Source organism: Corallococcus aberystwythensis (genome assembly GCF_003612165.1).
GTDB classification, from domain to species: domain Bacteria; phylum Myxococcota; class Myxococcia; order Myxococcales; family Myxococcaceae; genus Corallococcus; species Corallococcus aberystwythensis.
This window is the reverse complement of record NZ_RAWK01000092.1, coordinates 20516-31912: the sequence shown is the minus strand read 5'-3', so window position 1 is coordinate 31912 and position 11397 is coordinate 20516. Positions and strand designations below refer to the sequence as shown.

The following is an 11397-nucleotide window of genomic DNA, read 5'->3' as shown; positions in this document are numbered from 1 at the left end:
CCCCCGTCGCGCCCCCCGCTCCCTCGCGGATCACGACTTTTGGTCCGCCGCATTTTTGACACCTTGAAAAGGCGTGTGCGATAACCTGCGGTCAAGCCTTTTCTCACCACCGCACAAGGAGTGGCAGGCGATGTTCACGGGCGTGAAGGTCTTCTCCGCGACGAAGGCCAAGGAGCGGGAAGAGTTGGGTGAGAACGTCACCCGTTGGATCAAGAGCAACGCGGACCTGGAGATCGTGGACCGGGTCGTGTGCCAGTCCTCCGACAACGAGTTCCACTGCTACACCCTGGTGCTCTTCTACAAGCACGCGAAGCCGCCGGCCTGACGGCCGCGCTTCTTCTGGCTGCATCCCGGGGCCCGACCTCTTGCGCCACGCACTTTTCCGGTGCGTGCGGGGAGGCCGGGCCTTTCTGTTTCCCTATGTTATGGTCCGCGCCGTGGCGCGCTTCGGGGACGACGACGGGGACGAGGACCGGCAGCTTCGCACGGACGCCTTGCCGGCGATGCGCTCGGCGCGGGTGCGGGTGCGGCTGATGGTGCTGTCCGGACCGGACGCGGGCCACAGCTACCCCCTGGCGCCCGGACGCTACCGGGTGGGCGCGGATCCCGGCTCGGACGTGGTCATCGCGGACCGGGCGGTGTCGCGCAGCCACCTGCTCCTGGACGTGCGCGAGGACAGCATCCAGGCGGTGGACGTGGGCTCGCGCAACGGCTCGTTCTGCGAGGGCATGCGCTTCACCACCCTGGAGGTGCGCGCCGGCGCGGTGCTCACGCTGGGCACCACGGAGCTGAAGCTCGTCCCGGAGGGAGAGAAGGCGCACGCCCTGCCCCTGTCCAACCGGGAACGGTTCGGCAACCTGGTGGGCCAGAGCCGCCGGATGCGCGAGGTGTTCACCCTGCTGGAGCGCGTGGCCCAGGGCGAGTCCGACGTGCTCATCCAGGGCGAGACGGGCACCGGCAAGGAGCTGTGCGCGGAAGGGCTGCACCTGCACGGCGCACGCTCCAAGGGCCCCTTCGTCATCGTGGACCTGGCGGGTGTGGCGCCGCAGCTGCTGGAGTCGGAGCTGTTCGGCCACGTGAAGGGCGCGTTCACCGGCGCGCAGGCGGACCGGGCGGGCGCCTTCGAGCGCGCTCACGGTGGCACCCTCTTCCTGGATGAGGTGGGCGAGCTGCCGCTGGAGGTGCAGCCCCGGCTCCTGCGCGCGCTGGAGCGCCGGCAGGTGAAGCGCGTGGGCGCCAACGACTACCGCTCGGTGAACGTGCGGGTGGTGGCGGCGACGCACCAGGACCTGGAGGGCGCGGTGAAGGCGAACCGCTTCCGGGGCGACCTCTTCCACCGGCTCGCGGTGCTGCGCGCGACGCTGCCGCCCCTGCGCGAGCGGCCGGAGGACATCCCGCTGCTCATCGACACCGTGCTGGAGCGCATGGGCAAGCCGCCCAGCGCCCTGTCGGACCAGACGCGCGCCCTGCTCGCCCAGTACCCGTGGCCAGGCAACGTGCGCGAGCTGCGCAACGTGGTGGACCGGGTGGTGAGCCTGGGCGAATCCGCGCTGCCGGACATGCCGGACGCCCCGCGCCCGCGGCCGGCCCCGTCACCGGACGTGAACAACCCCGAGGACACGCTGTCGCTGGCGCTGGAGCTGCCCTTCAAGGAAGCGAAGGAGCGCCTCATCGAGGGCTTCGAGCGCGACTACCTGCGCACGCTGCTGGAGCGGTGCGGAGGCAACGTCTCCAAGGCGTCGCGCGAGGCGGGCATCGACCGCGTCTACCTGCGGAAGCTCCTGCGCAAGCACGGGCTGGTGTCCGGGCCGGACTGACAGCGGTCCCCTGCCCCCACCCGGAGTCATGGCCGCCGTGGCCCGGGTGACACTGGAGTGGACCTCCCTGCCGGGGGTGGTTGTCGGCCCGGGTTTCCGCCCCATCTTGGGAGCACCAATCGCACGCGAGGTGGGTGCCATGCGCCAGGGATGGGGGAGGTGGCTGTTCGCCGGGGGGCTCGTGCTGAGCATCAGCGCGTGCCAGTCACGGGACGGGGCGGCGGTCGCGGAGAGCGGCATGCTGCCTGGGCTCGCGGCCTTCCAACCCGGGTCGGACGCGCTGACGGAGGAAGGCACCGGCGGCAGCGGGAGCGTGGGCGCCACGGTGGCCGAGGAGGTGCCGGACTTCTACGGCACGGTGACGCTCTCCGGCACGCGGGGCTTCACGGTGCGCGACGACGACGGTGTGGAGCGGCCCTTCGAGGTGGCGCCGTCCACGCGCATCCTTCGCGACGGCAAGCGCGTGGCCCGCGCCCAGCTGAAAGAGGGGGTGCTGGTGCACACGACCTACGGCGAGCGGCTGGGGACGTGGGTGGCCACCGACGTGGAGATCTACTCCGGCACGCCGTCGCGGGATTTGACCGCGGCGGCGGCGCCGGTGAAGCGCTGAACGGCCCCCCGCGCTTGCGTCAGTAGACGGCGAGCGACTGCGGCAGGTGGTAGCCGACGATGGTGAGCACGGGGATCTTCGGGCCCTCGTCCTCGTCGTCGGTGGTCATGCCGGAGGTGACGCGCAGGCCGTCGAAGCGCGCGAGGATGACGTAGTCGCGGCGGGTCTCCAGGAAGGGATCCGGCGCGGCCAGCCGGCCCAGGGCTTCGCGGCCGGTCTCCTCGGAGAGGTTGTCGTAGGTGCGCTCGGAGGCGGACTGGGTGGTGCTCTCGCGGGTGAAGATGGTGCCGCCCACGCGGCCCTCGCCGGTGAGCGCCGTGCGTCCGCCCAGGTCCCCGGAGGACTGCGTCACGGTGTCGGTGTTGTATGCGATGCCCACCTCGCGGCGGGAGCCCACGGACTGGAGGCCCTGCTCCACCAGCCACAGCGTGGGGCGCTCCCCTTCCGCGCGCTGATCGGCCACCTGCGCGCGCAGCATCACGTAGCGGCCCCGGTAGGTGTCCGGCTGGGCAATGGCGGACGCGAGCGAGAAGATGGGCACCTTGCGCGCGTGGAGCAGGCGCAGCTCACCCTCCACGCTGCCGCCGCGCTGGGCCACCACGCGGGTGATGAGGTTGGCGGCGTCCGGACGCACGCGCAGGTCCTCCGCCCAGGCACTGCCCAGCACCGCGCCCAGCTGGGTGAAGCCGGGGGCCTCAGCGCAGACCTTCAGCGCCAGCCACGCGTCGTCGCGCGAGGACGCCTGGAGCTTGCGCGCGGCGCCCTCGCAGGCGGCGGGCGTGGGGTAGCGGGCCAGGAACGCGCGGGCGTCATGCGGCGACGTGGGCGGCTCCTCGGCGGCGACGGAGCGCTTCGCGGCGGGCGGAGGCGTCCGCGGCGGAGGGGCGTCCGTGAGGGCGCGGTCCTCCAGCGCGACGTGGGCGTGCGAGGCACCGCAGCCGGTGGCGAGCGCACCCAGGAGGGTCAGCAACGGAAGACGGGGCATGGCGCGGGGCTCCTTGAAGTGCGACAGCGCGGTGGGGCCGGGACTGCGAGAGCTCCGCGCGAGGACTTGGCGCGGACTGGGAAGTGCGACTGCGTGGCGCGCGCTACAGCGCGGCGGAACCGGCGTTCTGCTCGCTCCCGCGCGACGGCGTCTGGCGCGGAATGGACGCGGACGGGGGCAGCATCATGGAGCAGGCGTCGTGGCAGCGGTCGTCCATGCACGCGAGCGTGGTGGGGCCGGCCTGCTGCCGCGACACGGCCGCGTAGCAGCTCTCGCCGGTGCCGGGGCACTGGCTGCGCGCGGCGCACTCACAACAGGTGGAGGCCACGGAGGCCATCAACTGCACGTCCTGGAGCACGGTGGACAGCGCGCGGTAGCAGGCGCGGGCCGCGGGCGCGAAGCGGCCCTTCCCGTCCACCACTGGCGAATTGCCGTCGATGCCGCAGCGGCCCACGACGTCCGCGTACTTGCGCTCGCAGACGGCGACGAGCTTCGGGTCCGGCGTGCCGTCCCGCGCGTTGCTCACGGCCTCCGAGCAGAGGGCGCGCGACGCGTCCTTCAGCAGCCTCACGTTGGCGGCCTCCTGGTCCGCGTTCGCGGCACCGGGAGGCGGCACCTCCGCTTCGAACACGCACTCCTTGCCCGCGCGCAGCGTGTCGATGGTGCACGACCACGCGGTGGGAGACGCGTCCACGAGCGGGGGTGCCCCCAGCGCTTCGGGAGGCAGGGACGACGGCGCGGGGCCGGACGGCGCGGCGCCGAGGAAGAGCAGGGACAGGAGCATCGCCTTCATGGGGCCGCAGCGTAAGCCGCCGGCCCGCGCCGCTCAAACCGCTCCGCCGGGAGGGTGTTCGTCCACCATCATGTCCGTGGGTCCAGGCGGACCGGTCTCCGGCTTCACCGGCAGCGCCTTGGTGCGGCCGATGACGATGGGCGGCTCGATGAGCCGGGGCGGTGTCGCCCGCGTGTCCGCCGGGTCCGGCACCCACACCGGCTCCTCGGGAGAGCGCCCCCGCTTCCACCGCCTCGGGACCCGCCGGAAGCCCACCGGATACACCGTGAGATGGCCCTCCGTGTCGAAGTGGAGCCGGAGGAAGTTCTTCCAGTCCGGTATCGACAGCGAGGAGAACGCTTCGTTGGGGTGACAGGAGAACACGTTGAGCGACAGCAGCAGGTACACGCCCACCACCAAGGGCCCCACCAGCGCGCCGCCGCCCAGGAGCAGCAGCCCGCTGAAGAGGTCGCGCCGGATGCTCCACTGGAGCTCCGCCGCCAGCGGTGCGGCGACGGCGGACACGCCCCACGTGAGCAGCAGCGCCACGGCCAGGTGCGCCAGCCCATGCATGATGCCGGCGGTCTTCCGCCAGAGCGGTCCCCGGCGGTCGTCCGCGAACGCGACCGTGCCCAGCACCACCCCCGCGCCCAGCACCAGTGAGCCCGTGCTCTGCAACGCCGCGTTGATGACCTCCCGGAACGACGGCGCCCCCACCGCCCCCTCGTTGAGGTTCGCGGCCACGCCCCAGCCGAGCAGCGTGTAGACGACGCCCATGAACGCGCCGAACCAGGGGTTGAGCGCGGTGAACGCCAGGTTGCGCCAGGTCAGCCGCCGGGACGTCCGCTGCGGCGGGTAGCTCGCCTTCTGCACGAAGCCGCCTGGACGCTGGTCCACCTTCGGCAGGTGCGTGGGATGCAGGAAGGCGCCTCCCCCACCCGCGACGATCTTCTGCCGCCCGTCCGCGTCCTCGTGCCGGCGGTAGTGGTGCAGGTCCCCCGCCAGGAAGACGCTCACCTTCTTGCCCAGCACCCGCTGCTCCAGGAAGTCGATGTTGTTGTCCAGGAACCCGCGGCCCGCGCGAGGCGTCACCTGCTGTTTGATCCACGCCGGCTCCGCGTTGCAGAGGATGACACGGTCCGTGCCGCGCATCTGCCCGGCCACCTTCTGGAAGAACTCCACCTGCGGCGCGTCCAGGTCGGACTCCAATTGCATGTCCGTGCCCAGCAGCCACCAGCCATGCGGCAGTCTCAGCGCGAAGTAGCTGCGCCGCTGCTGCGTGCGCCAGCCCTCTGAACGCCGGCCCTGGCAGAACAGGCGCGTGAAGGACACCAGCCCGTCGTACCAGTCGTGGTTGCCCGGCACCGCGAACAGGTGTGGCCGGTGGCGACGCCGGTTCAGCGCTTCTTCGTAAGGCACCACCGTGCGGGACTGGTACTCCGCCACGCTCGCGGTCGGGTACACCTCATCGCCACCGAACACGAGCACGTCGCCGCCCCGCGTGACGTGCGTCGCGCCGGAGCCATCCGTCAGTGCCAGCTGTGGCGCCATCACCGCGGACGCCACGGCATACGTGGAGTCCCAGCCGTCCCCCAGGTCCGACACGTAGTCCAGCCACAGCTCGTCGCGAGGATGCCCGGTGTCATCCACCGAGTAGTCGAACGCCAGCGGCTGCGGCCGGGCCACCGCGTCCAGCAGCCGCCGGTCCGCCTGCCGTCCGAACGTCCCCGACAGGAGCGCCTTCAGGCCTGACTTCGCGAGCACGGCCGGGTCGAACCACGACACCATCGGCTTGCCCGGAGGCGTGTCCGGCAACGGCGCGGGCCCGGCGCGCCGGCCCGGAATGCGGCTCACATCGGAGGCGCGGACGGCCATGGCCCCTCCCCTGGTGCCCGCGGCGTGGGGCCTCGTGTGGCACGGCGGTGCGAGTCGATGAGCGCATCCGCGAAGCGGTCCGCGAGCGCGGCGATGGTGAGGCTCGGGTTGGGCCCGGTGGGCCCTGGCATCATCGCGCCGTCGGCCACATACAGGCCCGGGTGGCCAAAGGCCTCGCCCGTCGCGTCCACCACGCCCGTCTCCGGTCCACGTCCCATGGGGCAGCCGCCCAGCGGGTGCACGGTGATGACCCGGCTCAGGTAGCTGAGCGGGTTCTGCACCAGCTTCCCCTCCAGCGTCCGGGCGATGTCCGCCATCGACTTGCGCAGCGCATCGAAGTACTCGCGCGAGCCGCTCATCCGCCAGTCGATGTCCAGCATCCCGTCCTCCGTCAGCCGCATGTGGCCGTTGGGGATGTCGCGTCCCATGCCCAGCAGCGGCAGCGACGTCGCGGAGCCCAGGCAGTCCCCCAGCAGCTCGGAGATCTCCTCGCTCACGTCGGAGTCGTGCGTGTGCCCCGTCCACCCGCGCAAGAGGCGCCACGCCAGCCGCAGGCCGCGCTGCATCAGCGGCACCTGGTGCGCGCCCTCGTAGAGCCAGTTGACGAACTCCGGGTAGCCCGCGTCCTCGATGTAATAGCCCCGGCCCGTGCCGCCCTCCTCTCTGCCCCGGAAGTGCAGCGCGCTGGTGATGACCGGGCCATGCCCGCCATCCAGGATGCGCGGCAGCTGCTTGCCCGTGCTCGAGTCGTGGCACTGGTGCATGAAGCCCAGCAGGTCTCCGTTGCCGCAGAAGCGCGTGCCCAGCTGTCCGCTCAGCCCCGGGAAGTTCCGCCGGTTCTTCAAGAGGAGGAACGGGGTGCCGAACGTGCCCGCCGCCAGCACCAGCCGCTCCGCCGTCACCGTGCTGCGCGGCAGCATCGACTGGGGGCCTTCGCGCGGCACGTCCTCCGGCGTGTCCGTGTGGTCCAGGTACCGCACCACGTAGCCGCCCCCTTCCGCGGGCCACAGCTCCGTCACCTCCGCGCGCGTGCGCAGCTGTGCACCGGCGCGCTTCGCCGCGGACAGGTACGTGTAGTCGAGCGTGTTCTTGCTGCCCGTGTTGCAGCCGACGTCGCACTCCCCGCAGAGGTGACACGTGGTGCGCGTGCGGCCGTGGAGGTTGGGATGTTCCTCGCGGATGGGCTCGCCGGGGACGGGCACCTCACCGGGGTTGCCGAACGTCACCGCCAGCGGCGGCAGCTGCCAGTCGCCCGCGCGGCCCAGGCGTTCCGCCGCGAGCTTCATGGCCAGCGTCTTCGCGGTGGACGCATAGGGCGCGTGCTCCAGCGGGTAGCGCTGCACGTGCATCATCCGCTCCACGGCGTCGTAGTGCGACTCCAGATCCGCACGCGTGACGGGCCAGTCCTCGTAGCCCCCACCGTGCAGGTCCTCGTGGATGAAGGTCTTCTCATCCTTGCGCAGCAGCACGTTGGCGTAGATGAGCGACCCGCCGCCCAGCCCCGCGGACACCACGCCGCCCAGCCCTCCGAACGACCAGAGATTGAAGAGGCCGTGCATCCCCTTTCGCGGGTCCCAGAAGTTGCGGCGCATGTCGTGCGGGCTGCGCGGGAAGGAGCCCGGCGGATACGCCTTGCCGCGCTCCAGCACGCACACCCGCAGGCCCGCGTCCGCCAGCCGCCACGCCATCACTGAACCGCCGAAGCCCGAGCCCACGATGACGACGTCGAAGTGCTCAGCCCTCGTGGCCATGCGTGGCCTCCTCTTCCCGCTCGCGCACCGGCGCCTCCGGGGCGTAGAGGTCCCAGAGCGCGCCCAGGAACAGGTGGCCGAAGCGGGCCACCATTTCCGCGCCCTCCACGCCCTCGCGCGACGAGCGCATGCTGGAGACCAGGTGGAGCAGCTCCCGCATGCCCAGCACCAGCACGCCCGCGCCCACCACCGGGCCTCGCGCGTCCACGCCTTCGTGCAGGTAGCTGTAGAGGCGCGTGGTGTCGCGCCAGAGGTCCGGGCCCGGGTCGTCGCGCAGCGTCTTCGTGCCGTCCAGGTAGTAGTCCCGGCCGTGGGCCTGGAAGCGCAGGCCGTAGCTCATGATCTTCGTGCGCGGATCATCCGTGGCGCGGAAGAGGTTGAAGCTCCCCTCGCGCACGGGCAGGTCCATGCCCAGCGGCTTGTATTGCACGTGAGCCACCAGCCGGGCCGCGTGGTCCGGGTCGCGGACGAACGCGTCCATGTCGTCGATGGTGATGGTGCAGTGCATGGTGAAGGGCGTGGAGCGCCCGTCGTGGGCGCCCGCCTCGGGGTCGGTGGTGCCCATCGCGAGCGGACCGGACATGGTCTCGCGGAAGGTCAGGTCATTGGCGGGTTCAGTCATCTGCGTGATCTCCGGGGTGAGAGGCAGGCCCTGGGCGTCCGCCACCGACAGGTAGCGCCAGGCGTCCGAGTAGCCCTGGTCGATGAGGCTCGCGGCCGTGACGTGGCCCGCGTAGAAGTCCGGGTCCAACGGCAGCGGGTGCTCCGGCCGGATGACGTGCACGGTGATGGGCCGCGCGTGTCCCGGCACGTGCTCGCCCGCGAGGATGCGCGCGTTGAGCTCGCGCACCTGCTCCAGCTGGGCGAAGAGCGCGCCGTTCGCGCTCAGCTCAATCATGTGGACGTACTGGCGGAAGAAGCCGTCGTGGTACTGGGGCGTGTTGCCGATGCACCAGACGACCCACACCTCGTCCGCCCCCCGGTTCACCGCCTCCATCACGTTGGCGTCCTGGATCCACACCGAGTCCAGGTACAGGTGACCGTCCCGGGCCACCGGGGGCATGAAGAGCGGCAGGGAGATGCCCGCCACCAGCAGGTCCCGGTCCACGTCCGTGTGCGGGATGGCCTCGTTCGTCTTCCGGGCGAAGTCGCACACGTTGAAGGTGCCGGAGCGCTCACGGTTCGCGCGGATGGCGTCCACGTCCACGCCCAGGTGTGGGAAGACGTGCTGGACGATGCCGTCCGCATCCCCCAGCGCGGTGAGCTTCCAGGGCTGTGCGTATTCATCCAGCGGCATCAGCGACACGAAGTCCTTCACGTCCAGCGTCCGCCACCGCTCACACATCTCCGCGGGGGACTGGCCGGACAGCCACATCGCCAGGGTGATGATGCCGCCAGACGTGCCGTCCGCATGGGCGAAGCCCAGCCGCGCGTCCGTCAGCGCGCGCAGGACGCCCGCCTGCCACGCGACGCGCATGCCGCCCCCCGCCAGCACGAGCGAACGCCGCGGCGCCTCCACGGGAGCCGCCTGGACGGCCGCGCCCTCCCCCATCATCCGCGAGGGTTGCCCCAGGGGCATGGGGTCGCGGGTCGCATCCGCCACGCGCAGCGCGCTGACGGAGGGACCGGCGACGGCCGGGGGCTCCTCCCGCGCCTGGGGCTTGAGCACGGTGATGATCTGCTCGCGCTGGCGCAGCGACGCGTAGAACCCCAGCACCAGCACGGCGGACAGCCCGTCGAACGCCGCCACCGCCAGCGCCAGGGGTGACAGCAGGCCGCGCCCCACGCCTATCGCCACCATCGCGCAGGCCCCCACCTTCTGGAGGCCCGTCCACAGGAATGCGGCGGGGTTCGCGCGGGGCTCATGCAGGCCATGCAGGAGCAGACCGCCGAACAGCACCATGAACATGCCCACGATGCGGAAGAAGTGCGCGGGCGCGGCGGACGCATCCGCGTGCAGGAGGCGCAGCTCCACGCCCGGCAGGAACAGCTGCACCGCGCCCGTCACCAGGGTGATCCACCCGATGGCCGCCAGCGCCCAGCGCCAGGGACGCCCGTTGAGGCGGGCCTGGCGCTCCAGCCATCGCGACGCGGCCGGGCTCATGCGTGGGCCTCCCGGCGCGGCGGCATGGACATCCCGAAGCGCCAGCGCTCTCCCGCCGGGTGCTCCGCGCGCACCACCCGGTGCACGAAGTAGCCCAGCGTCAACAGCCACTGCACCGTCCACAGCCCCACGCGAATGCGGTTCATCCGCATCCACGCGCCCAGGACCTCGGCCAGCCGCTCAGGCGACGTGATGCCGGCCGCCATCTCGTCGTTGTACGGGAAGATGTAGATGCGCGTGAGCAGCGTGGCCACCACCACCGCCAGCAGCACGCCCAGCGGATACCAGCGCAGGCCCGTCTTGCGCTCGCGCCACGCCAGCACCCCGGCTGACAGCATCATCACCGCGGTCATCCAGGTGAAGAACCGCGTGGCCGCCTGCACCTGCGGCACGAACTGGAGGTAGTAGTTGTCCACCGTGAGCTGGGGCGCGATGGGGAACGTGAAGAGGATCAGCGACCAGCCCGTGCCCAGGTACATGGACGTGCACAGGAACAGCAGGCACGCATTCACCAGATCCAGGCCGCCGCCGCGCTTCATGGCCGGGCGTCCTCGCGCGTGAGCGTGTCCTGGATCGGCACGGCCTCCTGGAGCACCTTCGGCGGCGACCCGTCTGAGTCCGGGGCCGGCATGGGCGTCTGGTTCTGGCCCAGGCCCACCACGCTCTCCAGCCCCTCCGGATACGTGTCCACGGGCAGCGTGGGCTGGGTGAGGAACCACGCCTCGAAGTGATCATCCAGCACGCCGCTGGACGACGGGAAGAACCCGGTCAGGAACGCGCGCGGGGAGATGCTCAAGTCCCGCAGCGCCTGGACGCGCGGGTGGTCCCCCAGCTCCAGCGTCCCCCATGCGTGCTTGCCCAGGCGGAAGCCGAAAAGGCCCCGGAAGTAGATGACGGACTTCATCAACATGCCCCGGAAGGCGCAGTAATTCACCGCCGCCATCCGCAGCGGCAGCCACGCGAACCTCGGGCGCTCGATGCGCACGCGCACCGCCTGCTGGCCGCCCTCGTCGTAGCGGCTGCTGATGGAGCCGTCCTCCCTCTTGAAGTCCAGCCGGGCCAGGTGCTTGGGCATGCCCCAGATGCCCTTGCCGCCCTTCACGGACACCTCCGTGTTGACGGGCAGGTCCACCACGTACTGCCCCAGGCCGAAGCGCTTCTGGAGCAGCAGGGGCAACAGCGGCGGCGCGGGCCTGCGCCCGTGCGTGCACGCGAGCGCGATGCTGAACTCGATGTACGCGCCGATGTCCGTGTGCTTGTAGTCGATGACGGAGATGAGCAGCACGGCGCGGTCGCGCGTGATGCGCAGCGGGTGCAGTTCGTTGCCGGGCAGCAGGCTGGCCGCGCGGCGGGCGTCCACGGTGAAGGCGGCCACCAGCGCCGGTGCGCCTTTCGAATCCACCGGCAGCGCGTACGGGATGCCGTCCACGCGCGAGTAGCGGCCGGACTGTCTCTGGATGCGTTTGGGGAGGAACATGGCGGG

Annotated in this window: 10 protein-coding genes; 3 read left to right on the top strand and 7 right to left on the bottom strand. The window is 71.4% G+C overall.

Annotation, left to right across the window (positions count from 1 at the left end; genetic code table 11):
• Positions 1-130 precede the first annotated feature (130 nt).
• From D7W81_RS16950 to D7W81_RS16940, 3 genes are all read left to right on the top strand, one after another.
• Positions 131-325, top strand: a complete 195-nt coding sequence (locus D7W81_RS16950) for a hypothetical protein (RefSeq protein ID WP_014397120.1) — start codon at positions 131-133, stop codon at positions 323-325.
• Between the two features lie 100 nt (positions 326-425).
• The gene (locus D7W81_RS16945) at positions 426-1817 is read left to right on the top strand and encodes a sigma 54-interacting transcriptional regulator (RefSeq protein WP_120556426.1); all 1392 of its coding nucleotides are present in this window, start codon (positions 426-428) and stop codon (positions 1815-1817) included.
• 139 nt (positions 1818-1956) lie between these two features.
• Positions 1957-2427 (top strand): hypothetical protein, encoded by a 471-nt coding sequence (locus tag D7W81_RS16940; RefSeq protein WP_147445509.1) that lies wholly within the window; start codon positions 1957-1959, stop codon positions 2425-2427.
• A gap of 19 nt (positions 2428-2446) precedes the next feature.
• Here the strand turns inward: D7W81_RS16940 and D7W81_RS16935 are convergent, their stop codons facing one another.
• From D7W81_RS16935 to D7W81_RS16905, 7 genes are all read right to left on the bottom strand, one after another.
• Complete coding sequence (locus tag D7W81_RS16935) at positions 2447-3412, bottom strand: hypothetical protein (RefSeq protein ID WP_120556424.1); 966 nt, start codon at positions 3410-3412, stop codon at positions 2447-2449.
• 103 nt (positions 3413-3515) lie between these two features.
• Positions 3516-4205, bottom strand: coding sequence for a hypothetical protein (locus D7W81_RS16930; protein ID WP_120556423.1), 690 nt, complete (start codon positions 4203-4205; stop codon positions 3516-3518).
• Between the two features lie 33 nt (positions 4206-4238).
• Complete coding sequence (locus D7W81_RS16925) at positions 4239-6059, bottom strand: metallophosphoesterase (RefSeq protein WP_120556422.1); 1821 nt, start codon at positions 6057-6059, stop codon at positions 4239-4241.
• Positions 6035-7810, bottom strand: a complete 1776-nt coding sequence (locus D7W81_RS16920; RefSeq protein ID WP_120556421.1) for a GMC oxidoreductase — start codon at positions 7808-7810, stop codon at positions 6035-6037. Before D7W81_RS16920 ends, D7W81_RS16925 begins: the two co-directional genes overlap by 25 nt.
• Entirely contained in the window at positions 7794-9914 is a 2121-nt protein-coding gene (locus D7W81_RS16915; protein WP_120556420.1) for a patatin-like phospholipase family protein, read from the bottom strand. Before D7W81_RS16915 ends, D7W81_RS16920 begins: the two co-directional genes overlap by 17 nt.
• Entirely contained in the window at positions 9911-10453 is a 543-nt protein-coding gene (locus D7W81_RS16910) for a hypothetical protein (RefSeq protein WP_120556419.1), read from the bottom strand. Before D7W81_RS16910 ends, D7W81_RS16915 begins: the two co-directional genes overlap by 4 nt.
• Entirely contained in the window at positions 10450-11391 is a 942-nt protein-coding gene (locus D7W81_RS16905; RefSeq protein WP_120556418.1) for an acetoacetate decarboxylase family protein, read from the bottom strand. The genes D7W81_RS16910 and D7W81_RS16905 overlap by 4 nt, the downstream gene beginning before the upstream one ends.
• Positions 11392-11397 lie beyond the last annotated feature (6 nt).

Excerpts from the sequence above, each read along its gene's own strand:
- D7W81_RS16950 (WP_014397120.1), top strand. The coding sequence starts at position 131 with ATGTTCACGGGCGTGAAGGTCTTCTCCGCGACGAAGGCCAAGGAGCGG.
- D7W81_RS16945 (WP_120556426.1), top strand. The coding sequence starts at position 426 with ATGGTCCGCGCCGTGGCGCGCTTCGGGGACGACGACGGGGACGAGGAC.
- D7W81_RS16940 (WP_147445509.1), top strand. The coding sequence starts at position 1,957 with ATGCGCCAGGGATGGGGGAGGTGGCTGTTCGCCGGGGGGCTCGTGCTG.
- D7W81_RS16935 (WP_120556424.1), bottom strand. The coding sequence starts at position 3,412 with ATGCCCCGTCTTCCGTTGCTGACCCTCCTGGGTGCGCTCGCCACCGGC.
- D7W81_RS16930 (WP_120556423.1), bottom strand. The coding sequence starts at position 4,205 with ATGAAGGCGATGCTCCTGTCCCTGCTCTTCCTCGGCGCCGCGCCGTCC.
- D7W81_RS16925 (WP_120556422.1), bottom strand. The coding sequence starts at position 6,059 with ATGGCCGTCCGCGCCTCCGATGTGAGCCGCATTCCGGGCCGGCGCGCC.
- D7W81_RS16920 (WP_120556421.1), bottom strand. The coding sequence starts at position 7,810 with ATGGCCACGAGGGCTGAGCACTTCGACGTCGTCATCGTGGGCTCGGGC.
- D7W81_RS16915 (WP_120556420.1), bottom strand. The coding sequence starts at position 9,914 with ATGAGCCCGGCCGCGTCGCGATGGCTGGAGCGCCAGGCCCGCCTCAAC.
- D7W81_RS16910 (WP_120556419.1), bottom strand. The coding sequence starts at position 10,453 with ATGAAGCGCGGCGGCGGCCTGGATCTGGTGAATGCGTGCCTGCTGTTC.
- D7W81_RS16905 (WP_120556418.1), bottom strand. The coding sequence starts at position 11,391 with ATGTTCCTCCCCAAACGCATCCAGAGACAGTCCGGCCGCTACTCGCGC.